20 protein-coding genes are annotated in these 24165 nt (G+C 40.5%); 14 read left to right on the top strand and 6 right to left on the bottom strand.

Annotated elements, in window-relative coordinates; all coding sequences use genetic code 11:
- Positions 1 to 62: 62 nt before the first annotated feature.
- The 3 genes from HWV58_RS02460 to HWV58_RS02450 all read left to right on the top strand — a co-directional run bounded on the left by HWV58_RS02460 (position 63) and on the right by HWV58_RS02450 (position 4857).
- Positions 63 to 866, top strand: a complete 804-nt coding sequence (locus HWV58_RS02460) for a DUF1365 domain-containing protein (protein WP_175632539.1) — start codon at positions 63 to 65, stop codon at positions 864 to 866.
- A 25-nt stretch (positions 867 to 891) separates the two neighbouring features.
- Positions 892 to 2130 (top strand): SAM-dependent methyltransferase, encoded by a 1239-nt coding sequence (locus HWV58_RS02455; RefSeq protein ID WP_175632538.1) that lies wholly within the window; start codon positions 892 to 894, stop codon positions 2128 to 2130.
- Between the two features lie 267 nt (positions 2131 to 2397).
- The gene (locus tag HWV58_RS02450) at positions 2398 to 4857 is read left to right on the top strand and encodes a TonB-dependent receptor domain-containing protein (RefSeq protein ID WP_175632537.1); all 2460 of its coding nucleotides are present in this window, start codon (positions 2398 to 2400) and stop codon (positions 4855 to 4857) included.
- A gap of 91 nt (positions 4858 to 4948) precedes the next feature.
- Here the strand turns inward: HWV58_RS02450 and HWV58_RS02445 are convergent, their stop codons facing one another.
- The gene (locus HWV58_RS02445; RefSeq protein WP_175632536.1) at positions 4949 to 6583 is read right to left on the bottom strand and encodes an ABC transporter substrate-binding protein; all 1635 of its coding nucleotides are present in this window, start codon (positions 6581 to 6583) and stop codon (positions 4949 to 4951) included.
- 45 nt (positions 6584 to 6628) lie between these two features.
- On the opposite strand from HWV58_RS02445, the gene HWV58_RS02440 reads away from it, so the two are divergent.
- Complete coding sequence (locus HWV58_RS02440) at positions 6629 to 7081, top strand: substrate-binding domain-containing protein (protein WP_175632535.1); 453 nt, start codon at positions 6629 to 6631, stop codon at positions 7079 to 7081.
- A gap of 240 nt (positions 7082 to 7321) precedes the next feature.
- Here the strand turns inward: HWV58_RS02440 and HWV58_RS02435 are convergent, their stop codons facing one another.
- On the bottom strand, positions 7322 to 8659 hold the full coding sequence (locus tag HWV58_RS02435) for a sigma-54-dependent transcriptional regulator (protein WP_175632534.1): 1338 nt from the start codon (positions 8657 to 8659) through the stop codon (positions 7322 to 7324).
- 285 nt (positions 8660 to 8944) lie between these two features.
- Between HWV58_RS02435 and HWV58_RS02430 the strand changes: the two genes are divergently transcribed.
- The 8 genes from HWV58_RS02430 to HWV58_RS02395 all read left to right on the top strand — a co-directional run bounded on the left by HWV58_RS02430 (position 8945) and on the right by HWV58_RS02395 (position 19200).
- The gene (locus HWV58_RS02430; protein ID WP_175632533.1) at positions 8945 to 9556 is read left to right on the top strand and encodes an N-acetyltransferase; all 612 of its coding nucleotides are present in this window, start codon (positions 8945 to 8947) and stop codon (positions 9554 to 9556) included.
- A gap of 7 nt (positions 9557 to 9563) precedes the next feature.
- Positions 9564 to 10667, top strand: a complete 1104-nt coding sequence (locus HWV58_RS02425) for a M20/M25/M40 family metallo-hydrolase (protein ID WP_175632532.1) — start codon at positions 9564 to 9566, stop codon at positions 10665 to 10667.
- A gap of 93 nt (positions 10668 to 10760) precedes the next feature.
- Complete coding sequence (locus HWV58_RS02420) at positions 10761 to 13229, top strand: PIG-L family deacetylase (protein WP_175632531.1); 2469 nt, start codon at positions 10761 to 10763, stop codon at positions 13227 to 13229.
- A 100-nt stretch (positions 13230 to 13329) separates the two neighbouring features.
- A complete protein-coding gene (locus tag HWV58_RS02415; protein WP_175632530.1) occupies positions 13330 to 15024 on the top strand; it encodes a sodium:solute symporter in 1695 nt (564 codons plus the stop codon).
- Positions 15025 to 15339: 315 nt separating this feature from the next.
- Positions 15340 to 15963: a class I SAM-dependent methyltransferase gene (locus tag HWV58_RS02410; RefSeq protein WP_175632529.1), complete on the top strand. Its 624-nt coding sequence runs from the start codon at positions 15340 to 15342 to the stop codon at positions 15961 to 15963.
- Positions 15964 to 16160: 197 nt separating this feature from the next.
- A complete protein-coding gene (locus tag HWV58_RS02405; RefSeq protein ID WP_175632528.1) occupies positions 16161 to 16679 on the top strand; it encodes a DUF2911 domain-containing protein in 519 nt (172 codons plus the stop codon).
- Positions 16680 to 16853: 174 nt separating this feature from the next.
- Complete coding sequence (locus HWV58_RS02400) at positions 16854 to 18938, top strand: glycoside hydrolase domain-containing protein (RefSeq protein ID WP_175632527.1); 2085 nt, start codon at positions 16854 to 16856, stop codon at positions 18936 to 18938.
- Between the two features lie 70 nt (positions 18939 to 19008).
- Entirely contained in the window at positions 19009 to 19200 is a 192-nt protein-coding gene (locus HWV58_RS02395) for a hypothetical protein (RefSeq protein WP_175632526.1), read from the top strand.
- A 226-nt stretch (positions 19201 to 19426) separates the two neighbouring features.
- Here the strand turns inward: HWV58_RS02395 and HWV58_RS02390 are convergent, their stop codons facing one another.
- Positions 19427 to 20530 (bottom strand): DNA alkylation repair protein, encoded by a 1104-nt coding sequence (locus HWV58_RS02390; RefSeq protein ID WP_175632525.1) that lies wholly within the window; start codon positions 20528 to 20530, stop codon positions 19427 to 19429.
- A 131-nt stretch (positions 20531 to 20661) separates the two neighbouring features.
- Between HWV58_RS02390 and HWV58_RS02385 the strand changes: the two genes are divergently transcribed.
- The gene (locus tag HWV58_RS02385; protein WP_175632524.1) at positions 20662 to 21519 is read left to right on the top strand and encodes an NAD(P)-dependent oxidoreductase; all 858 of its coding nucleotides are present in this window, start codon (positions 20662 to 20664) and stop codon (positions 21517 to 21519) included.
- Positions 21520 to 21637: 118 nt separating this feature from the next.
- On the opposite strand, the gene HWV58_RS02380 is transcribed toward HWV58_RS02385, so the two are convergent.
- The 3 genes from HWV58_RS02380 to HWV58_RS02370 are packed head-to-tail and all read right to left on the bottom strand — an operon-like array spanning position 21638 to position 23536.
- Positions 21638 to 22039 (bottom strand): DUF1634 domain-containing protein, encoded by a 402-nt coding sequence (locus HWV58_RS02380; RefSeq protein ID WP_175632523.1) that lies wholly within the window; start codon positions 22037 to 22039, stop codon positions 21638 to 21640.
- An 8-nt stretch (positions 22040 to 22047) separates the two neighbouring features.
- Positions 22048 to 22881, bottom strand: coding sequence for a sulfite exporter TauE/SafE family protein (locus HWV58_RS02375; RefSeq protein WP_175632522.1), 834 nt, complete (start codon positions 22879 to 22881; stop codon positions 22048 to 22050).
- Between the two features lie 4 nt (positions 22882 to 22885).
- The gene (locus tag HWV58_RS02370; RefSeq protein WP_175632521.1) at positions 22886 to 23536 is read right to left on the bottom strand and encodes a FadR/GntR family transcriptional regulator; all 651 of its coding nucleotides are present in this window, start codon (positions 23534 to 23536) and stop codon (positions 22886 to 22888) included.
- 227 nt (positions 23537 to 23763) lie between these two features.
- On the opposite strand from HWV58_RS02370, the gene HWV58_RS02365 reads away from it, so the two are divergent.
- Positions 23764 to 24153 (top strand): BlaI/MecI/CopY family transcriptional regulator, encoded by a 390-nt coding sequence (locus HWV58_RS02365; RefSeq protein ID WP_124558407.1) that lies wholly within the window; start codon positions 23764 to 23766, stop codon positions 24151 to 24153.
- Positions 24154 to 24165: the final 12 nt, after the last annotated feature.

Below are 24165 nucleotides of genomic sequence, written 5' to 3'. Positions count from 1 at the left end.
AAGAGATTCTTCGCTACGCTCAGAATGACAACAAGTTTAAAATTTCGTAAATTGTATAAGCAATGCTATTAAACTCAAACCTGTATACCGCCAAAGTGATGCATCACCGCTTAGCACCCAAAAAACATTCTTTTTGGTACAGGGTGTATATGTTCTATATCGATCTGGATGAATTGGATGTGCTTGCTCAAAAGTTACGCTGGTTTAGCTACAATAAGTTTAATCTTTTTTCCTTTCGTGATAGCGAGCACCTGCAGCTGCCCAAAGAAAATCCCGATAAAACCAAAAATACCCGCCAGCATTTAACAGCTTATTTGAAAGAAAATGGAGTAGATGGTAGCGAACTTAAAATAAAACTGCTCACCAATCTCAATGTTTTGGGATATAACTTTAATCCGGTTTCCTTTTATTATTGTTTTGATCAATTGGGTAACCCGGAGTGTTGCGTAGCAGAAATCAGCAATACCTACCGCGAAATGAAGCTGTTTTTCTTCGGAAAAGATGAGTTGCATGGCGATACCTTTAAAAAAATAACAACAAAATATTTTTATGTATCACCATTTATCGATCACGACAATGTTTTCGATTTTAAACTGAAGGTGCCTGCAGATAAACTAGATATTGAAATTGATGACCTGGATAAAGCGGGTAACCGTTTTTTTATCAGTACTTTAAAAGGTGAAAGCAAATTGTTAACAAACTGTAGTATGTTGAGGTATTTCTTCTCGATACCATTAATTCCGCTGCAGGTTATGGGCATGATCCATTGGCAGGCACTAAAGCTTTGGTTAAAAAAGATACCTTTTCACCCCAAAGCCGAAAACCCTGAGCTGCAACGTAACGTATATAAGCCATACAAACCTTAAACCAAAAGATTTAAAGATATAGATTATGAATACGCTTGTCGCTACCAAAACATCAACCGGGTTTTTCGAAAAAGTAGTGCTTAATGCGCTGTCTAAAATGACTTTGGGGAAACTGGAACTTTCGATGCCAAACGGAGAAATTTTGGTTTTTGGCAATGGAGAACATAAAATCGAGGCCAATATCCAGGTTAACCATCCCGATTTTTTTAAATCGATAGCACTTTATGGCGATATCGGTTTTGGTGAGGCTTATACCGATGGCCTTTGGGATACCACAAACATTACCAATGTTATTAAATGGGTTATCCTGAATATCGAAAATGCACCCTCGGTTACCGGTAGTAAGGTTAAATCGTTTGCTTTGGGCCTGTTGAAATGGGTAAACAAAATTTACCATGTAAAAAGGGCCAACACACTGGCCGGATCGCAGAAAAATATTTCGGAACATTACGATCTGAACAATGATTTCTTTGCTACTTTTTTAGATAAAACGATGACTTACTCGAGTGGTTATTTTCTAAATGAGCATACCAGCCTGGAAGAATCGCAGTATGCCAAGTACGATCGCCTGGCCAAGCAACTGAAAATTAAAGCTACCGATCATGTTTTGGAAATTGGTAGTGGTTGGGGCGGGAACGCCATCTTTCTGGCTAAAAAATATGGCTGTAAAGTTACCTCGGTTACCATTTCTAAGGAGCAACAGAAATTGGCCCAGGAGCGGGTTTTAGCCGAAAAGCTCGAAGATAAAGTCTCGATTATTATCCAGGATTACCGCAAAATTACCGGAACTTTTGATAAGATTGTATCGATAGAAATGCTCGAAGCTGTTGGGCATCAATACCTGGAAGCCTATTTTGAAAAATGTCAGGAGCTTTTAAAACCCGATGGTATTTTCGCTTTTCAGGTAATTACCTCGCCCGATAGCCGGTATGATAAATTGCGTACCGGGGTAGACTGGATCCAGAAACATATATTTCCGGGATCCCTTTTACCATCGGTTGCCGCTATGAATAAAGCGATAAACGAAACCGGCGATTTAACACTTGTTGATTTAAAAGACATGGGACTGGACTACGCACGCACACTTCATTTATGGTTTATAGAATTTAATAAGAACCTCGATAAAGTTAAGGCACTTGGTTTTGGCGAAACTTTTATCCGCAAATGGAATTATTATTTAAACTATTGCGAAGCTGCTTTTGCCATGCGCAATATCAATGTAATGCAGATGGTGTACTCGCGGCCAAATAATACAGGGCGATAAGCAAAAAACACGGTGAGCTAATCAATCGCTAAAAAATATTACATGGGTGATAGGAAAAGGGTTTCTGTCACCCATTTTTTGTATACCACATTTCCTATTGTTATCCGCTGGCTTTCAACACTGAACTATCTTTATCGGTAGTTTTATTTTTACCGATAAAAGAACGATCTTTGCCGACCAAATTAAACAACTCACGTAAAAAGTATGGCGTAAAATTGTAACATTATGCAATTTGCGCAGACTAATTACAAAAGACTAACTCCTAACATGAAAAAACTGCTACTATTAACCCTTACCCTTGGACTATTTATTAAAGTGCATGCCCAGTTTCCTGCTGGCGGCTTTGGTGGGGGAGCAAAAAAAACAACTGTTACCGGACGTATTACGGCCGTTATATTAGATTCATTAACTAAAAAACCTATTGATTACGCAACAGTATCGTTAATTAACGCAAAAGATAATAAATCGGTTAACGGTGGTGTTACCGACGAAAAAGGAAAATTAACCCTCCAAAATGTATCACCCGATGCTTATAAGCTGATGATCGGCTTCATGGGTTACAAAACCAAAACGATATTGGTTACCACAACACCTGCCAAACCCGATAATAACATGGGTACCATTTATATTTCTTCTACAGAAAATACTTTGGCCGATGTTCAGGTGCAAGGTACTAAAGCCGTTATCGAAAATAAGATCGACAGAATGGTGTACAATGCAGAGGCTGATGGTACCAACGCAGGTGGCGATGCGACCGATGTAATGCGTAAAGTGCCGATGCTATCTGTTGATGTAGATGGAAACGTGCAGTTACGTGGCGGTGCCGTGCGTGTGTTGATTAATGGTAAACCTTCCGGTACAATGGCCAGTAGTGTTGCCGATGCTTTAAAAATGATTCCTGCTGAGCAGATTAAAAGTGTAGAGGTGATTACCAGTCCATCGGCTAAATACGATGCTGAGGGCTCAGGTGGTATCATCAACATCATCACCAAAAAATCGAATGCGCAAGGGGTGAGTGGAACGGTTAATGCTTCTGTAGGTACCCGTCAAAATAACGGTGCGTTTAACTTAACGGCAAAAACAGGCCGGTTGAGCATCAATACAAGTTTAGGTACCAATCTGGCTTATGCGCAGAAATCGAGGGTGCAATTCGAAAATAATACACGTATAGACAGTTTAACCAAAACAACTTATAACAACATTTTGCAGGATGGTTACTCGAAATGGAGTCGCAATGGTTATAACGGAAGTGTTGGTGTAGATTATGATTTTAATGCTTATAACAACCTGAGCTCTAACTTAAAATACAATAACTTTTCTAACGGAGGACCTGGTAGCGCTGATTATATTATTAATGGCGTGCCATTGGTGAATAAAAGTGATATGGACATGGGCTTCAGTAACTTCGACTGGAACGTAGATTATAAGCACACAAACAAAAAAGAAGGTGAAGAGTTTACCATTTCGGGTCAGTTATCAACCGGAAGAAATACGACAGAATTCCAGAATGAAATTGTGGGTTCTACATTTAAACCGATTAATAACAACAATACTGGTAAAAACAAAGAATATACTGCGCAAACCGACTATACCTATCCGTTTAGCAAATCGACCATTTTAGAGGTGGGTGCTAAGGGTATTTTCAGAAATATCAGCAGCGAATTTAGCAATCAGAGTGAGGGTGACTTCGATTACGATCAAAATGTAGCATCGGCTTATGGTGTGATCAGCTTCAAATTAAGTAAGAAACTGAATTTTAAAGGTGGTTTGAGATCAGAATATACCAGCATCAGTTTTAACACTGAAAAGGCTGGCATACAGAAAAACGATTATTTTAACCTGTTTCCAAGTGCAATCATCTCGCAAACACTTAAAGGAAATGCAACTTTGAAATTAAGCTATAACCGCAGGGTGCAAAGACCGAGTTTATCTTATTTAAATCCTTTCCGCAACGAGAGCGATCAGTTTAATGTTAGAGAAGGAAAACCTGGTTTGGCTCCTGAATTAAGTGATAACCTGGAGTTGGGCTACTCAACTTTTATTAAAGGTTCGGTAATTAATGCTTCGGTATTTTATCGCCGTACCGGAGGTGTTATTGAGAGTTCTATTAGCTCTTTTAAAGAAAACGGAGTTGATAAAACTTTAACAACCTTTATTAACGTGGGGGTTGCCCAAACTTATGGTGCCAATGTTTTTGCATCTTACAACCCTAAACCAAAATGGACTTTAATGACCAATATTGGAGTAAACACTTATGAAGTAAGCAATACTTTAACTAATGTAAGCACGGGTACCTTTTTAAACTATAACATATTTGGCCGCTCTGCATATGGATTTGGTAAAGGTTATAACTTCGAATTGTTTGGTGTGGTAAATTCGCCAAGAAGAACCTATCAGGGTAAAACAGATGCTATGGTGTTTTATGGCGCTTCGTTCAAAAAAGATATTCTGAATAAAAAAGGATCGATAGGTATCAACACTTTAAATCCGTTTACCAGAGATTTACACATTAAAACGGTTAATAATTCGGTTACTACTGATGGCAATAAAATTAGTACGCTGTACCAAAGCACAAACATTTATTACCCATTGCGCTCGTTTGGTGTTAACTTCAGTTACTCTTTTGGTAAGCTTAAATTTACAGAGAAGAAAAAGATCAAAAACGACGATATCAAGCAAGAACAGCAGCAAGGTGGCGGCGGAATGGGCGGTGGCGTTCAGCAATAAAATACCCAATCTATATACATGCAAATCCTTTCTGAATTTCTTCGGAAAGGATTTTTTATTTAATAAGGTTTGTTGAAAAAGGAATTTATTTTTATTGTTTTTTAACCCGTTTCAAAATCATCAGGCTCTGCGGATTAAAAGAATATCCGGAAATGTTGTTCTGCAACATCACCACCGATTGATCGTAAAATAGTGGTACTACTGGTGCATAATCCATCACAATCTGATCCATTTTGCGGTATAGTGCAAAACGCTTTTCGTTATCAGGTTCGTAATAGCTCTGTTCAAATAATTGGTCGAAGGCTTTGTTGTAAAAGGCCGTATAGTTGGGGCCGTAGGGCACTTTGTTTTTCGAATAAAACATGGAAAGGAAATTTTCGCCATCTCCATAATCGGCCAGCCAGGAGCCGCGGAAAAAGTTTACATGGTTTTTCGACATCAGGTCTCTTAAACTGGCACTCGGGCTTACATCAATTTTGGTTTTAATGCCAACAGCTGTTAATTCGCCCTGTATAAACTCAATCAGGTCTTTGTAGGTGGTAGTGGTGTTCAGGGTAATTTCTGTCAGGCCATTACCTTCAGGGAAACCTGCTTCTGCTAAAAGTTTTGCAGCAAGCTTGGGGTTATAAGCATAACCTTTGACGGCCAGGCTATCAAAACCTGGCATTCCTTTCGGAATAAAACCAGAGGTTGCTGCTACACCAATTCCATTGCGCAGGTATTTAATGAGCTTCTCTTTATCAATAGCATAGTTAATGGCCTGCCTGATTTTTTTTAAACGCAAAGGCGAGTTTTTAACAATGGCCAGGTTGGTATCTACCAAAATGCCTACATATTCGGTGCACAAGTAGGGGCTTTTGGTCAGGCTGAATTTTCCTTTGTATTTAGTGGTCATTTTTCCACTTTTAGTCAGGATATCGTCGCGGTAACTCCCGTCTACATTGTAATAAAAATCGAGATCTTTTTTTAAGAAGCTCATAAACCCGCTTTGCTTGTCGGTAATAAAAGTAGCTTTTACTGCATCGAGGTAAGGTAATGGAACGCCTTTTTCATCCTTTTCGAAATAGTGCTCATTTTTTAAAAGCACCAGAATTTCGCCCTCTTTCCAGTATTTAAATTTAAAAGGCCCTGTACCAATAGGATGGCTCCTGAAATCCTTGCCATAACGGGTTACAATTTCTTTGGGTACTACCGAGCAATATTGCGTGGTAAGCAAACTCATAAACGGCGGGAAGGGGCGCACCAGCTTAATCTGAAAAGTAGAATCATTTAAGGCAATGAAATTATGCTCATCCTTTACCTTATCGCTAAAAATCCAGCCGCCCGATGATGCGACTTTTGGATCAATTAAACGGTAAAAACTATAGGCGAAATCGCTGGCTACAACTTTCCGGCCCTTTCCGTTTTTAAAAACAGGATCATCATGAAAGTAAACATCGTTGCGCAGGTTGAAGGTATAAGTTAAGGCATCGGCAGAAATCTGCCAGCTTTTAGCAATGCATGGAATAGTTTGCAGCGATGAATCGACCTGCACCAAACCATTAAAAATCTGGTTGGTCATCCAGATGGCATTCTGGTTGCGGGCAAAAGCCGGGTCGATAGAAGTTAAGCCCTGATCGAGGTTAATATTGAAGACTTTTTTATCCTTATGACTGGTGTTTTCCTTACAACTAAAAATCAGGCTCGCACAAAAAATCCAAAATATATAATTAAATGAGCCTCGCATCGGGTAGGAATGTTATTTTTGCACAAATTAATAAATTTAATGCAGATGTCTTTTTTAAACGATTTATTTATTGGCCTCGATGCTACTAAACAGGAAGAATTACAGGAACGTTTAGATTTAGTAGAACATAAGATTAAATTTATGGATAAAATGCCGGTGGCCTGTCTGGATACGAGCAATAATCCAAACTACCTGCTAACCGAAGAAATTGCCTTAGCCGGCGGAATGGTTGAAACCGATGTTTTAAATGCGGTATTTATTATTTATTACCAACCAGGCAAAGCACTTACCGATTTAATGCGCGAAGTACCCGCTGCACTAAATACCGAGTGGCAGGCGGTACAAAACAACCGCATTATTTTATTAAATGATGATGTAAACCGCGAAAGAACTGCTGAAAATGCGGTTTCTTTAATTGAAGATATTGCTGAAATGCTACACCCAGGATCTTTTATATTCGGGCACGAAGGGGATAAGTGGATCAGGTTTGGGGCTTAGTTTTGCTATTTCACCATATAAGGCAGTTAAAGCCATACCCCCGATCCGTCACCCTGAATCTATTTCAGGGTCTCTAATTTACCGCCAGATGTATAACTTTAGACATTCTGGGGAATTCATCCCACACTATTATTTACCAACTAAGACACCTAAGGGGGTATAGATAATAGTTATCTGATCTTCCGACTTTCAAGCCTCCGACCCCGGTCTTTTACCTAGCTTTAGTCTTTCAGCCTTCCTTTAAACCTCTTTAATTTGATACTCCTCTATTTTACGGTAAAGCGTAGTTAAGCCTATCCCCAATAATCTCGAAGTTTCAGTTTTATTGCCTTTGGTATGGATGAGTACTTTTTGGATGTGCTGTTTTTCAATCTGCTGTAAATTATATTCATTTTCTGCTGGCATAAACTCAAAAAATTCAGGAGGCAGGGCAGTTGCACTTAAAGTATCACCATCGGATAGGATGACGAGGCGTTCAATTACGTTCTTAAGTTCGCGGATATTTCCTTTCCAGCTATGATCGGTTAGTATGGATAGAATTTTATCGTCCATTTTAGGCACTGCCCGGTTTACCTTATCGGCAAATGCCTTGAGGTAATGTTTAGCCAAAGCAGGGATATCCGTCTTACGTTCGCGCAAGGGCGGTAGCGTAAGGGTAAAAACCGATAAGCGGTAATAAAGGTCTGAGCGGAATTTGCCAGAAGCGGCATCGCCTTTTAAATCTTTATTGGTTGCGGCTAAAATCCTCACATTTACCTGTTGGGTATGCGTATCGCCCACTTTAATGAAGGTTTGGCTCTCCAGTACCCGCAGTAGCTTGGCTTGCAGGTCGAGGTTCATTTCGCCGATTTCATCCAAAAGCAAAGTGCCACCATTGGCCTCTTCCAATAAGCCTTTTTTATCTTTATTGGCACCTGTAAATGCACCGGCTTTGTAACCAAAAAGCTCACTTTCCAGTAAATCGGGACTAAAACCGCTGCAATTCAGTGCGACAAAAGGTTTTTCCGCTCTGGGGCTCGCATAATGAATCGATTGTGCAAAAACTTCTTTACCGGTACCTGTTTCGCCTAAAAGCAAAACTGTAGTATCGGTTACGCTTACTTTTCTTGCCAAATCAATGGCTTCTTTTAAAGCTTTAGATTGACCGATAATGGTTTCGAAACTGTGCTTTTGTGCAATTTTATTTTCCAGCTCAGCCACACGACGTTGCAGATTGGATTTATCCATTGCACGGTATAGAAGCGGAATAATCTTATCGTTGTCGTCGCCTTTAACCAGGTAATCGAAGGCCCCGTTTTTAATGGCCAATACGCCATCGGCAATGGTTCCGTAAGCGGTCAGGTTAATGATTTCGACAAAAGGTTTAATGGCTTTGATATCTTTAACCAGTGCAACCCCGTTTACATCTGGCAGCTTTACATCGCTGATGACAATGCTTACGTCGTTATTTTTTAAAAGTTTTAGTCCTTCTTTTCCGGTATTGGCCTGGAGGGTTTTAAAGCCCTCCAACTCTATAATTCTGGAAAGTAAACTGCAGATTTTCTTTTCATCATCGATGATGAGGACCATCCCATTCATAGGTTAAATTTATGCTGCAATATTAACAATAAATATACCGAATTATTAACGAATGTGATAATTGAGGCCTTTGGCTTTAGTTGGCGACTTTATCAATTAATTATGGTTAGTCTAAAAGGTTTTCAATATGGTAAAAAGCCTTTCAAAATGGTAAGGTTTTGCTGGTGCTGGTCGCGATAGCTGCTTATTTGTTTTAAATTTTTGTATTGATAATCAGTATTTTAATGGTTTGTTTCTGCTGCGGGTATTGCTTTTGATGACTGGCAAACATGAAATTTTATTAAAATGAACAATTCAATAATTTTTGTCAGGGTTGCAACCAAAGCGGATGCAAAATATGCAGATGAAATTGTAGCTGAAACACAAAGCTCAGCATTGTTAAGAGGTTCGGGCATTTCGAAAAGAACAGCAGCCTCCATTGTCGAAAAGATGATTGCCGGCAAAGCGGTAATTGCAGTAACTGCCGGTGGCGAATGGGTTGGTTTTTCCTATTTCGAAGGCTGGCAAAATAATGCCTTCATCTCCAATTCAGGATTAATTGTTGCACCGAAGTTTAGAAATTCAGGTGTTGCCAAAAGTATTAAGAACCGGATTTTCAGCCTGTCCCGCCGTTTGTACCCCAATGCGAAAATATTCAGCATTACCTCTGGGGCAGCCATTATGAAAATGAACAGCCAGCTGGGCTTCGAGCCCGTAACCTATGCGCAAATTACCCAGGATACGGCATTTTGGGAAAGCTGTAAGAGCTGCGTAAACTACGCAATCCTCGAAAGTAAAAATAAAAGTAATTGCTTGTGCACGGCCATGTTGTTCAGTCCCGAACATATCGATCAAATTATTGCCAGCGCCGAAAATACACTTCAATTGAAACAAAACATAAACCTTGAAAGCATTTAATCACATCATGAATATCGCAGAAAAACCACTGACCAGCCATCCCGATTTAAACCAATTGTATAATGAAGCGCTTGAACTTTTATCCGCTTTAATTGCGATCCCATCTTTTAGCGGCTCAGAGCAAGGAACAGCCAGCGAAATAGAATCGCATCTGGCCAAACACGGTATCAACACCATTCGTAAAAACAATAATGTATGGTGCTACAACAAATATTTCGACATTGCAAAACCGACTATTCTGCTCAACTCGCACCACGATACGGTAAAGCCCAACGAGCAATATAGCTTAGACCCTTTCCGTGCATTGATATACGACGAAAAAATTCACGGTTTGGGCAGTAACGATGCAGGAGCTTCTCTGGTATCACTCATTTCGGCCTTTATTTACTTTTACGAATCGAAAGACCTGCCCTTCAATTTATGCCTGGCAGCCACCGGGGAAGAAGAAACTTCGGGTGTAAACGGTATCAGGAGCATTTTAGACGATCTTAAACCCATTTCTTTTGCCATAGTTGGCGAGCCAACCGGTATGCACATGGCCATTGCCGAAAAAGGTTCGATGGTAATTGATTGTGTAGCCAAAGGACGCTCGGGCCACGCGGCGCGCGAGGAAGGCGATAATGCCATTTATAAAGCCATTAAGGATATCGAATGGTTTTCGCATTTTCATTTCCCGATTGAGGATCATTTGCCTGCTCCGGTAAAAATGACGGTTACACAAATCAATGCGGGTTTGCAGCATAATATTGTGCCCGGCGAATGCCATTTTACGGTCGATATCCGTTTCGATCACAATTATACCCCGCGGGAAATACTGAATGTTATCATCAACCATACCCTGTGCAGTTTCAATGTGCGTCCAAATGTGCTCAATCCATCCAATATCGATGTGCTGCATCCGCTTGTTGTTGCCGGATTAGCCCTGGGTAGAAAAACCTATGTTTCGCCTACCAGTTCCGATCAGGGCTGGTTGAGCATGCCATCGGTAAAAATGGGGCCAGGCGAATCGGCCAGATCGCATACTGCTGACGAGTTTGTACTGATTGAAGAAATTGAGGAAGGGATAACCCTCTATATCCATTTGCTTGAATCCGTTTTTAAAAGGTTGTAAATCGGAGAAGCGCCATTTTTTGTACCTTTTTCGTTTCCGAAGCGCTAAAGTAAAAGCTTTTTGAGCATATTTGAGTTTCGCAAAACAAATAATATGTTCAAAAGATTAACTGCCATATTCACCCTATGCTTACCGGTAATGTTCTGTGCCGCCCAACAAGTGCGCCCAGCAAAATCAGCCGAGATTTACAGGGAACTGAAAACCTTAAAGCACTTACCCAAGGTTTTATACTTAGCTGCCCATCCCGATGATGAAAATACAGGATTGCTATCGTGGTTAATTAACGAACAAAATGTAGAAACCGCTTATTTATCGCTTACACGCGGTGATGGGGGACAGAACCTTTTGGGTACTGAGCAAGGCGCTGCTTTGGGTTTGATTAGAACACACGAGCTTTTAGAGGCCCGGAAATTGGATGGTGCCCAGCAGTTTTTTACCCGGGCCATTGATTTTGGTTTCTCTAAAAATACCAACGATACTTTTAAACAATGGGATGCCGATAGCATTACTGCCGACGTAGTTTGGGTAATCCGGAAATTCAGGCCAGATGTGATTATCTGCCGTTTTCCACCTACTGCTGCGGCAGGACATGGGCAGCACGCAGCTTCGGCTGTGGTGGCGGAAAAGGCATTTAAAGCAGCTGCTGATAAAAACATGTTCCCAAATCAACTGAAATATGTTTCGGTTTGGCAGCCCAAAAGGTTACTGTGGAATACTTTTAGGTTTGGTTCGGTAAATACCACTGCCGAAAATCAGTTAAAGATTACCGCAGGGCAGTACGATGCGCAATTGGGAATGGGGTACGGAGAACTGGCCGGATTGAGCCGAAGTTTACATAAAAGCCAGGGTGCAGGTACGCAGTCGGTTGCCGGTGTACGTTCTGAATATTTTACGCATGTAGCTGGTGAGCCTGCTAAAAGAACACTTTTTGACGGTTTAAGCATGAACTGGTCGGATAAAGGTGTAGGCGATATTGATGAATTGATTGATATTATCCTATTATCTTTCAACTATAACCAGCCCGATAAAAGTTTGCACGGACTGTTGATGCTACGCAAAAAAATAGCCGAATTGTCTGATGCAGCTTTGCGCAAAGATAAACTTGCCGCCATTGATCGTATTATTTTGAGCTGTGTAGGTTTTATGGGCGAAGTGGTGACCAATCAGCCCGAAGCCATTGCCGGCAACAGCTATAATTTCCGTTTAAACTTAATTTCGAGATCAGCTACTCCAGTAACTTTAGAAAGCGTAAACTGGTTAAATCAAACCGATAATCTCAATAGAAAACTATCCGGCGATTCATTGATTACCATCGAACGTAAAATCCAGATTCCTGCCGATGCTGCCCCGACCGAACCTTATTGGCTGGCTAAACCGGCAAAAGATGCAGCAACTTTTAGTGTCGCAAATGATACATTGATTGGATTGGCTGAAGTACAGTCGCCTGTTAATGTATTGCTTTCGCTAAAAATTGAAAGCGAAAAATTTGATGTGCAGCTGCCATTATCATTCAAAAAACTCGATCCGGTTAAGGGCGATGTGGTTGAAGCCTTGCGGATTATTCCCGCGCTTGATTTGAATTTTACCGAACCGGTTTACTTCGCCAAAGAGAAGGAAGGTTTAAATGTTACCTTACGTTTAAGGGCAAATAAGAATATCAATTATGGTAAGATCAGTTTCAAAATAGGCAACCAGATTATTAAAACCTTTCAGGGCATTAACCTGACCGAAAACACCATCAATACCCGTAATTTCTTAATCCCCGCCGAAGATTTGGCGAAAATTAAGACAAGTCAGAACAAGCTGGAAGCTGTTTTCTCTTCAGAAAGTGCCGAATATAACAGGGGACAGGTCATGATTCAATACCCCCATCTTCCAACTTTACAATATTTCGTGCCTGCTACAACCTGGCTAATAAAAGGCGATGTTAAAGTGCTTGCTAAAAAAATAGGTTACATTGAGGGAGCAGGCGATTTAATCCCTGAGTTTTTAAGACAGGCAGGTTTGCAGGTTGACGTGTTAACCGAAGCAGACATTCAGAATGCGGCAAAACTGGCTACATACGATGCAGTGGTAACTGGTGTACGTGTAATTAACACCGAAAAAAGGATTAAAAACTGGCAAACTGCTTTGCGCGGCTATGTAGAAAATGGTGGTACTATTGTAATGCAGTACAATACCACTCAGGATATGGCACTGCAGGATTTCGGTATTTATCCTTTGAGCATTAGTGGTAAAAGGGTAACCGAAGAAAACGCAGAGGTGAAAATTCTAAAGCCAGACCATAAGTTGCTGAATTATCCGAATAAGATAACTGCTGAAGATTTTAAAGGTTGGGTGCAGGAGCGTGGAGCTTATTTTCCTGATAAGTGGGATGATAAATATGAAACGCTTTTCGAAATGCACGATACCGATGAAGAACAATTGCAGGGATCTACCTTGTATGCCAAATATGGTAAAGGCAATTTTATTTATAGTCCGCTGGCATTTTTCAGGCAATTACCGGCGGGAAATGTGGGGGCTGCTAGGTTATTTTTTAACTTTTTATCAGCTGGTAAATAATGAAAAACCAATTTAAAAACTGGAACACCTGGTACATCCTTTTAGCGCTTGCGCTGGTGTTTCAGATTGTATTTTATTACCTGTTTACTAAATTCTGGGCATGAGCAATATCGATTGGACTGTATTGATATTTACCCTTTTTGCTGTAGTGGCCTACGGTGTTTTTATTGGCCGCGGGCAAAAAAGCAATGCTTCTTATTTAAAAGCCGATAATAAAATGCCCTGGTACATTGTCCTATTGGGTATTATGGCTACGCAAGCCAGTGCCATTACCTTTTTATCGGCACCCGGACAGGCTTATACCGATGGGATGCGATTTGTACAATATTATTTTGGTCTGCCTTTGGCCATGATTGTAATCTGCATTACTTTCATCCCCATTTTTCAAAAACTGAATGTTTATACGGCATACGAATATTTAGAAAACCGTTTCGATAAGAAGACACGCGTGCTCACTTCGCTTCTGTTTTTGTTTTCAAGAGGGCTCTCGACCGGGATCAGTATTTATGCACCCAGTATTATTTTATCGAGTGTTTTAAACTGGAATATTTATTTAACCAACATCCTCACCGGAGGTATCTTGTTAATTTATACTTATGTAGGGGGAGCCAAAGCTATAGCGCATACGCAGAAACTGCAGTTTTTAATTATTTTGGGTACCATGGCTTTTGCCGGCTACCTGTTAATTCAGCACATGCCCGATGGAATCGGCTTTAAAGATGCACTTTACCTGGCCGGCAAATCGGGAAAATTGAATGTAATTACTACAGAATTCGATTGGAAAGACAAATACAATATCTGGAGCGGACTAATCGGGGGCTTTTTTCTGGCGCTTTCTTATTTTGGTACTGACCAGAGTCAGGTGGGCAGGTATATTACCGCAAAAGACAACACCAATGCCAAGATGGGATTGTTGTTAAACGGGCTGGTTAAAATCCCGATGCAGTTTGCGATCCTGCTGATTGGTGCTTTATTGTTTGCTTTCTTTTCTTTAAAACCAGCGCCCATTTATTTTAACGAACGTTCATATCAATATTTAAAGGAAAAAGAACCTCGGCAAGCTGCTGCCTTTGAAAAAGAACACAACGCATTACAAAAACAATTTACGCAGCAATCGCATCAGATACTGGCAGAAAAAGAAAAGCAATCTCCATTATTAAATGCATCGATTGCAGATTTTAAATCTACGCAGAATAAGGTAAAAGACTTGCATACCCGGGTAGAAGAGGCTATTAACCAATCGAATTATAATGCCGAGAAAACAGATACCAATTATATCTTCTTATATTTTGTGAAAAATACCCTGCCGGTAGGGATGGTGGGGCTACTTTTTGCAGTGATATTTCTGGCCAGCTGGGGTTCAATCTCTGCCGCACTCAATTCGCTTGCAGCATGTTCGTTAAAGGATGTGCATCTTATTTTTGGGGCAGAAGCGCCGGATGATGAAACAGAACTCAAATACAGCCGGCTACACACGCTTGCCTGGGGGATTTTTTCGATCGCCGTAGCTATGTTTGCCACGCAAATGGGGTCGCTAATTGAAGCGGTAAATGTTTTAGGTTCACTTTTTTACGGACCGATATTGGGTATCTTTCTTGTCGCTTTTTACTTCAAAAAAATTGATGGACCATTGGTTTTTATTTCAGCGATACTGGCTGAAATTGTGGTGATTGCAGTATATAAATTTGATATTATTTCCTTTTTATGGCTTAACGTAATCGGTGCTGCTGCGGTAATAGCCTTTTCGCTGCTGGGCTTGTTGTTTCATAAACCGAAGGTAGTGCTAGGTGAATAAACGGCGTTTTTACCTCCAAGGCTATCATCCTGAGCTTATCGAAGGACTTAACTAACTTTTGTTAGATTAACGCTATATTAGATAGATACTCTATCGGTCGGTGAGGACACCAATCGATAGCGTAAACACTTTGTCAACGTTAATGTAGTTTGTCAGCCTGAGCGGAGTCAAAGACTACACAATTCACTACCGTCATCACCTTATCAATTTTTAACCAATAGACCTACCTCCGCAAGGAATTTAGTGCCCAGTCACTCAAAATTCAATATCTTTATTTTGTTGGTTAATCAGCCATTTTAAACAAAATTATAACCGATGAACGAAGCCTGGATAAACAGATGGGACGATAGATACCGTACAGAAGAGTTCGCTTATGGCGAACAGCCTAATAATTACCTTAAAGAACAATTAGAACAACTAAATCCCGGCACTATACTTTTTCCGGCCGAAGGCGAAGGACGTAATGCAGTTTTTGCCGCAAAGCTCGGTTGGAAGGTTTCGGCCTTTGACATTAGTGCCGAAGGTAAAAACAAAGCCATTCAACTCGCTGAAAGTAATCAGGTGAGCATCGATTACCAGGTGGTGGAGTTGCAGCACTTCGATTACCAGGCAGAACAATTTGATGCCATCGCGTTAATTTATGCACATTTTCCAGCGGAGATTAAATCAGCTTATCACAAAACATTAGATCGCTATTTACGCAAAGGTGGAGTGATTATTTTTGAAGCGTTTAGTAAAAACCACCTCGACTATCTTGCCAGAAATGAAAAGGTTGGTGGACCAAAAGAGCTTGATATGTTATTCTCTATCGAAGAAATAAAATCAGATTTTGCCAATTACGAAATTATAGCGCTGGAAGAAAAAGAAATTGTGCTAAACGAAGGTGTGTTTCATAATGGTTTAGGATCAGTAATCAGGTTTGTTGGCCGCAAGAAATAAAACAGCAGCTTTAATCGGAACGGAGGATCGATGGTGTAGTTGATTGGTGTTGTTTCGGTCGGTGAGGGCACTAGCAGATAGAAAAAGTATACCTGTATCGTCATTCCGGTATCAATTTATTTAGGATTATTGTTTTATCGCGCTAAAGCCATAAATTCGTAAATCAAAAGAACAACAAAACAGATAAAAATAATACTATGAAAACGATGATCAAATCAATCGCTATGTTATTTACAGCAATTACGATTTCTGTAGGTGCAATGGCACAAGATGCGCAGCCTAAACCAAGTCCTGCAGCAACTGCAACAGGCAAAATTAAAAATGCAACCATTACCATTAATTACAGCAGTCCTGCAGTTAAAGGCCGTAAAATTTGGGGTGGCTTAGAAGCATGGGATAAAGTTTGGCGTGCAGGTGCAAACGAAGCTACTACTTTCGAAACCGATAAAGACATTACCGTTGAAGGTAAAGCATTACCAGCTGGTAAATACAGTTTCTTCTTAATCCCTAAGGAAAGCGGAACCTGGACAGCTATTTTTAACAAAGAGCCTAAACAATGGGGTGCTTATAAATACGAAGAAGCTAAAGATGCTTTACGTGTTGATGTAAAAACAAAAGCTTTGAAAGCAACTCAGGAGCGTTTGGTCTATAAAATAGGTAAAAGCGGTTTCTCTTTAGATTGGGATAAGATTTCTGTTCCGGTTGCTGTGAAATAAATTTTATAACACACTTGATATTAAAGCCATTCCGGAGCTCGGAATGGCTTTTTTTTTAAGCGTTTACGGACTTTGCCAGATCATTACCAGAACCATTTTTGTAAAGAAGCTAAAACATAACCGCCACTTCATCTTAAAATGTTATTTTGGCGCAATTTATAAACCAAACCACAAATGAAGTTTTCTGTTCAAATAATAGGATTCCTGTTATTGTTTTCGTTAAACGTTTTAGCACAGCAAAAAACGAATATCTTTTCAGTCAATTCGGCAAAACCTGTCGATCAGGTAAATGTTTTTTTAGGTTCATCTGCAGATCATGGGCAGATGTCGCCGGCCGCATCTTATCCTTTTAGCATGTTGAGTATTGGGCCGCAAACCTACCCTAAAACGCATACTGGTTACGAATACCTGGCTAAGAAATTTGAAGGTTTTACCCATAACCGTTTCGAGGGCGTAGGCTGCCAGGGATCAGGTGGGAATATTTTTATCAAACCTTTCTTAGGTACCGATCCGGAGCAATCAGAATTAATCAAAGCATCAGAAAAAGCCGCTCCGGGTTACTACGAAGTTGGTTTTGAAAATAAAATTAAAGCCAGTTTTACTGTTTTAGGCAAAGCCGGCAAGCATGCCTATCAGTTTCCAGTAGGGGCGAAAGGCTTTTACCTCGATTTAGGTTATGCTTTTAACGGCGCTTTTGTGGCTGAAGAACACGAGGTGAATGGCAATACCGTTAGCGGTTGGATCACCTCTAAAACAACTTGTGGTGCCGGTAAGTATAAGTTATTTTATTATCTGGAAATAGGTGAAAATGTATCCTGGAAAGTGACCGGAGAGCATAAGTTAATCGCAACCTTGCAGTCTGGCATCACCACTGCTGGTATCAATATTGCCCTTTCATCGGTAAGTGTGACTGCCGCAAAGTCTTCTATCAACAAAAATGCATTTGCCGCGGTAAAGGCGCAGAGCCGTGAAGACTGGAATACCAATTTGTCTAAAATTGCAGTAAATGGTGATTTGGAAAGTGCGAAATTGTTCTACTCACTTCTGTACCGCACCATGCAATCTCCTTATGTCATTTCCGAAACCGATGGTAGCTACCGGAACACCAAAGGTGAAGCGCAAAAAGATAAAGAAATCCGTTACAATGGCTGGGCCATCTGGGATAATTACCGCACACAGTTGCCTTTACTTTCATTAATCGCGCAAGACCGTTACGCAGGTATGGTTACTTCCATTGCCGACCTTTACCAATCTGGTAAAAAAGATTATGCCGGCCAAAATGAGCCATCCAATACGGTGCGTTCAGAGCACGCCATTGTGGTGCTGCTTGATGCATACCGTAAAGGTTATCCGGTCGATTTTAATAAAATTGCCGATTCTCTGGTGAAAGAAGTAAATGGTTTGGATTATAAATCACCTGATAAAGCCTTAGAATCGAGTTATGATAACTGGGCATTGGCCGAAATATTCAAGATCTTAAAGAACAAGGAAAAAGCCGATTTTTATCTGGCAAAAGCGCTAGAGTACAAAAAATACTGGAACAAGGATTTTAAAGACATGAGCAAGAACGATGTAGACCGCATGCAGGCCAGAGGTTTATATCAAGGTACCATTTGGCAGTACAGGTGGTTTGTGCCTTACGATTTTAAAGGACTTATTGAGCTTGATGGGGGCGAAGAGTCATACCTGGCTAAACTTGACGAATTTTTTGCCCGCGATTTGTACAACCATGCCAACGAACCCGATTTACAGGTTCCGCTGATGTATAACGTAACCAAATCGGGATATAAATCGCAATACTGGATGCATCAACTGGCGGCGGATACGGTAATCCAGAATTATTTTAACGATAACAGTCGTGGTATTGGCAGTTATATCGGTAAAATTTACCGCAACCAGCCGCATGCCTACCTGCGCACCATGGATGACGATGCCGGTGCGATGAGTGCCTGGTATGTATTTGCAGCCAGTGGTTTTTCTCCGGCTTGCGTAGGCTGGCCTGTTTATTATTTAAATGTGCCCTTGTTCCCAACGGTTACTTATAACCTGCTAAAGGGAAAAACCTTCAAAATTGAAACCGTTAATTTTAGCTTAAAAAACAAATATATTAAGGAAGTTTTCCTGAATGGAAAACCGTTTAAGAAAAATTATATTACACAGGAGGATATCAATGCAGGAGGTGTTTTAAAGATTGTTGCCAGTGCAACACCGGTTAAAGTTTCTGATACCGAAAACTGGATTTCCAGTCTCGAAAATTAATTTGAAAAATTAAGCTTAACCGACAAACATATTTAAAGTTGCCCTGTTATTGTAGTATAAATTCGAGATCATGGCACCTTTAAAATTAAGCGAAGAACAACATGCTACATTAAGCAACAGAAGCACGACAGCAGAAAACGATGAACAACCTTTAGCCCTTCATCCGGAGGCCTATAAAGTTAAAGGACCATCGCCCGATAAGATGAAAACGGTATCGGCCTCATTGAGGAATTATGCGCATGGTTTGTACGGTTTGCTGTAAAACACCATTTAGAAAAATCTCAACATACAAACAAAATAAGCCGGCCTTTATAAAAGCCGGCTTATTTTGTTTGTACCGTTAAAACGTTAGGAAATATTGCTGGGCAAAACTTAATAAATATCTGCGCTAATCTTCTTAAATCTGTGGAAGAAATTGGGCAATAAGCGAATTAATTTCCCCGCAGATAAAACAGATTTTACTGATTTGAAATTGTTAGAATCCGCGTTTAGGCCTCTAGCTCAAAACTGGCCAGCTCCTTTTCTGCCCCATTGATAATTATCGAAACCTGGTGATCGCCCAAATGGAATTTTCTGGTGGTAATTAATACAAATTTTTGCTTGCGGATAATGTCTACCTCAGCACCTCCCGGATAAATCCTTTCAGAAATTTTATATACTTTTTTGGTGTTCTGCCCATTTTGCTTTTTGTAATATACGGCATACTCTAGTCTTACCTTTTGTTCGGTAGGGTTTTCGTTGTATATAGAAAATGAGAAGGCAAGACTTTCACCAATTTTTACTACAGGGGTTAAAATCTTAAAATCTTTCAATACAATGCCGGTATCATCCAAGCCATAGTGTTTCAAAATTTCGGTGTGGCCCTGTTTTAAAAGGGTTCGGCTACCGTGTTTAATCAGCGCATCGGTTTCTGCACTCAGACCCGACCAGCTTTTAGCTATCTCCAAAACCACTTGTGGATGATCTTTGGCAATATCGTTCAAACTGTTGGCCACACTTCTCCTTACATATTCTGAAGGATCGTTTTTAAGATTTTCTAAAATCGGTAAAATAGCAGCCGGGTCTTTCTTCAGAAAGGGAATGCCCATGGCCCAGGGCAGGCGCGGTCTGCTGCCCTCGCTGGCAAGCCTGCGCACCTTATGGCTTTCGTGTACCGACCATTGCTGCATCCGTAAAATCATATCGTTTCCGTATTTCAAAATAAAGGGACGTACGGCAAATTCGCAGCTTACAAACTGGGTAAGAAATTCCAGTGCTTCAACCGAATTCTCGAAATCATCAATTCCATAAGTTTCAATATAGTCTGGCAAAAACATATAAGCCAGGCCATCTTCGCCAATGCCTTGAACCCTCAGCTGCTCTATTGTTTTTTTGATCAGTATAATCGTTTGCGGATAAGCAGCAGGTAAAAAATGATGCAATACTTTTGAAGTGTGTTTCATTCTTTCTTTCAGTTCCATCGAATTAAATTCTGGAACAAAAATGTTCTGAACAAACTTTTGCTCATCAAATCCGGGAACGGTGACAGTTAAGGCACTGCTTAACCGGTTGTAAAATGCGGGTGAATATAAATCTTTTAGCAGGCTGGCCATAGGTAGTTAAATAGGAAATCAAAGTTAGTGCAATAAAAATTTATTTTGTTTGGCCAACATCATTTTTACCAGGCTGGTTAACGATTTCAGCTTTTTCTTTGCCACATTTGTTTATTAACAAAAACTGTAAAATGAACACAACAAAAATAGGCTGGATCGGATTGGGTAATATGGGCATCCCCATGGCTACACAACTGATTGAAGCAGGATACGAAGTTACAGCATATAACCGGAGCAAAGCCAAAGAAGGAACTTTAAAAGAAATAGGAGCTTTACTCGCAGAAACGCCCAAAAATTTACTTGTACAAACTGATGTAGTATTTGTAATGGTGAGTGATGATGCTGCAATTGAAGCCATTTTTAATGGTACAAATGGTATTTTGAGCGCAATGGTATCTGGAAAAACCATCATCAATATGAGTACGGTTTCGCCATCCATCTCGCGGCAAATGGCTGCGGCATGCACAGCGAAAGGTCACCATTATTTAGACGCACCTGTTTCGGGTAGTGTAAAGCAGGCAGAAACGGGTCAGCTGGTGATTATGGTAGGTGGTGATGAGCTTGCTTTTAACAAAGTTAAACCCATTTTAGAAAAGCTTGGAAAACTGGCCATGCGGGTGGGCGATACAGGTGCAGGCAATAATGCAAAGCTGGCCATCAATTCACTGTTGGCTTTATATGCCCAGGGACTGGCCGAGACGGTGGTATTTGCCAATGCACAGGGAATCAAAACCGAAGATCTGCTCAGTCTGATTAACAATGCCGCTATAGGTAATATTTTTACCAAAATTAAAGGTGATGCTATTATCGCTGATCAATATCAGGCTGCCTTTGCACTGAAACACATTGTGAAAGATCTAAATCTGGCCAAAGCAGAAGGGATTTCATCACCTTTGGCTAAAACGGCATTGCAAACTTTCGAATCCGCTTCGGTGAGATACGGTGAAGAAGATATCATCGCAGTAATCAAAGAAGTTAAGGTTGATTAGGAGATTATGTTGGTCGGTGAGGCACCGACCAACAGGATCATGCAAGCCGCGCATCTGGGCTGGTAACTAAATCTAATTATCTGCTGCCTATCGGTTGGTGTCTGCACCAACCGAAATATTATACCTTCAATCCGCCAAAAGTGCTGAGAAGAATCACGCCCAATACAATTAGCGTAATGATAACATATAGTTTGTCTTTTTCAAGCATAAATGCAAAAAGCGAAAATACGATCCGCATAATGGGTGTAATAATTAACAGCAGCACTCCAAACTGGATAATGGCCATGGGTTTAAAGGTAAAAAGTCCCAGAAAGATCCCTTCAAAAGTGATGTAACTGTCTTGCTCTCCTTTAAAAATATGATAATCTGGACGTGGTCCGTTTCCGTTTTGGACTAAAAAAAGTATTCCGCCCAATAAAACAATTAAGCTTGCGGTAATTACCCCGAAGCGTAATAACTGACCAACAATTTTTTCTACATCCCGATCGCCGATAAGCTGTTTTGAAATTGAATTTTTCATGATTCTTATTAAAATTGATGGTGATAACCGTTATAAATCATTTCGAAGGCGACAAAGGTGATGGCAACACAAAAGATAACCCGCAGGGTGGAAGGATTGATATGCGTTAACAATTTTGCGCCTGTAAATGCACCTCCCAATACCCCAAGTACTACGGGGAAAGCAATACCTGGATCCATGTAGCCCCGCTGTAGGTAAACCACAGCACTGGCCGCCGCCGTTACCCCAATCATAAAGTTACTGGTAGTGGTACTCACTTTAAAGGGGATTTTCATCGCAGTATCCATGGCCAATACCTTTAATGCACCAGAGCCAATCCCAAGCAAACCCGACATTACGCCAGCAACTGTCATAATTGAAAAGCCTGCACCCACGTTTTTGAGCTTGTAAGCTACGTTGCCTGTAGGGGTTGGATAACTGCTGTTCAGTTTTAAAACCGCCGATAGTCTGCTGCCTTCGGTTAAGGCCTCCTGGTTCTTTTTTCTAAGCGTCATGGCGGCAGAGAAAAGTAGTACACAGCCAAAAAGTATAGCAATGGTGTTGGTAGGTGTATAAATAGCAATTAAAGCTCCTAAAACTGCGCCTAGTGTAGTGGCAATTTCGAGGAACATACCCAGCCGGATGTTGGTAATACCTTCTTTGATATAAGCACTTGCCGCACCCGATGAGTTGGCGATAGAAGCCAATAACGCTGCACCAATGGCATAGCGGATATCGACGTGGAAAACAAGGGTAAGCAGTGGTATAACGACTACGCCGCCACCCAAACCGGTTAACGATCCAACTAAACCTGCAAGGTATGCGCCGAGGATTAAAATCAGGGTAAAAGTTAAAATTGACATGATATTAATGGTTATTGTCCAATATGGTAATGGTTATTTCGCGTGCCGCGTCGGCATTTTCATCTTTTATCGCATTAAATAAAGCCTGGTGCAGGTGATGGCTCATGGCGAAATGTGCAATGCCCGATGGAGCTCTTTTGGCAAAGAAATCACGAATAATAACTGTAAAGCTTTCGTAAAGATCGGCTAAAACATGGTTGCCTGAAGCCCGTGCAATGGCTAGGTGAAATTCAATATCAGCATTGGCGCAATCCAGTCGCGATTCTTTTTCAATAGCCAACTTTCTGCCTTCCAAAGCTGCAGCTATAGCTTCTAAATCTGTTGTCGTACGGTTTTGTGTAGCTAGCAATACAATTTCCTGCTCCAGTATAGATCTTACGTGGTTAATCTCTTCAAAATCCGACCGGCGCAGCCTTTGTTCAATGGGTTCGGTAGGCACTGCATTTACCAAAGTGCCGAAACCTTGCTTAACAGTAAGTATACCTGATAAAGTGAGCGATTTTACCGCTTCGCGAATGGTAGATCGGCCTACTCCGTAAAGCTCCATCAGGGCTGGTTCGGGTGGTATTTTTTCACCCGTCTTAAATTTGCCTGCTTTAATGTCAGCCCGGATTTTAACCGAAACCTGCTCGAAAAGTTTACTTTCCTGTTCCATAGCTTTGAATTTGCATACAAACATACGATGTTTATTTTAAACATCAGATGTTTGTTGTCTTTTTAATCTCATTTCTCGCTAAGAATTAGAAGGGTAGCTGAAATATTTTTATTTCCTTAAATTTTTTATTGTTGATAATGAGGTGTTTATGTTGTTTGTGGCATGAGATTTATAAAAATAATTAAGCTAATATTTGTATCGTACGAAAACTATCGTACCTTTAAGGTATGAAAGTGAATCAAACTGAAAATAATCTACCTGAACCTACCAAAGCTGAATTAGAAATATTGCAGGTTTTGTGGGAATTTGGTCCTTCTACAGTTCGGTTCGTGAACGATCAGTTAAATACGCAGCGGGAAGTGAATTATACTTCGACCCTTAAACAGATGCAGATTTTAACAGAGAAGGGAATTTTAAAGCGTGACGAAAGCCAAATGAAGCACATTTATATTCCGGTTGAGGCAGAAGAAAAAACCAAAGTACAATTGTTAGATCGTTTTGTAAATACCCTGTACAAAGGGTCGGCATCGCAACTGATGATGCAGCTTTTAGGGAATGAAAAAACATCTAAAAAAGAAATCGAAGAGATTAAGCGGCTATTGGATAGCATGGAATAATTAATAAATGCT

The sequence above is a fragment of the Pedobacter ghigonis genome (genome assembly GCF_903166585.1).
Classification (GTDB): Bacteria; Bacteroidota; Bacteroidia; order Sphingobacteriales; family Sphingobacteriaceae; genus Pedobacter; species Pedobacter ghigonis.
This window is presented reverse-complemented; position numbering and strand designations above follow the sequence as displayed.